Annotated in this window: 1 protein-coding gene; it reads left to right on the top strand. The window is 61.1% G+C overall.

All coding sequences use genetic code 11. The annotated features are described in order from the left end of the window. Positions 1 to 12: 12 nt before the first annotated feature. A partial coding sequence (locus tag FS767_RS21620) for a YDG domain-containing protein (protein WP_256674302.1) occupies positions 13 to 432 on the top strand: 420 nt, incomplete at its 3' end.

Below are 432 nucleotides of genomic sequence, written 5' to 3'. Positions count from 1 at the left end.
ACTGGCGCATTCGTGGACAAGAACGCTGGCACCAACAAGTCGGTCACCGGCGCAGGCGTTGCCCTGACCGGCGAAGAAGCCGGGAACTACAGCTTCGACACCACCGCTGAAATCGGCAAGGCCAACATTGATCGTAAGGTCCTGACGGGTAAGGCCGAGGTGGCCAATAAGGTCTACGACGGCGGCACCACCGCTCAGCTGAGCGATCTGGACCTGGTTGGCGTGGTTGATGGCGACGAAGGCAAGGTAACCGGTACGGGCACCACAGGTGCATTCACCGACAAGAACGCTGGCGTCGGTAAGACGGTGACAGGCTCTGGCGTTGCGCTGACCGGCGAAGAGGCAGGCAACTACCGCTTCGACACCACCGCTGAAATCGGCAAGGCCAACATTGATCGCAAGGTCCTGACCGGTAAGGCCGACGTGGCCAAC

This window comes from Pseudomonas sp. DE0010 (assembly GCF_007680745.1).
Classification (GTDB): Bacteria; Pseudomonadota; Gammaproteobacteria; order Pseudomonadales; family Pseudomonadaceae; genus Aquipseudomonas; species Aquipseudomonas parafulva_B.
The sequence above is the reverse complement of the archived record's forward strand: the minus strand, read 5'-3'. Positions and strand labels throughout refer to the sequence as shown.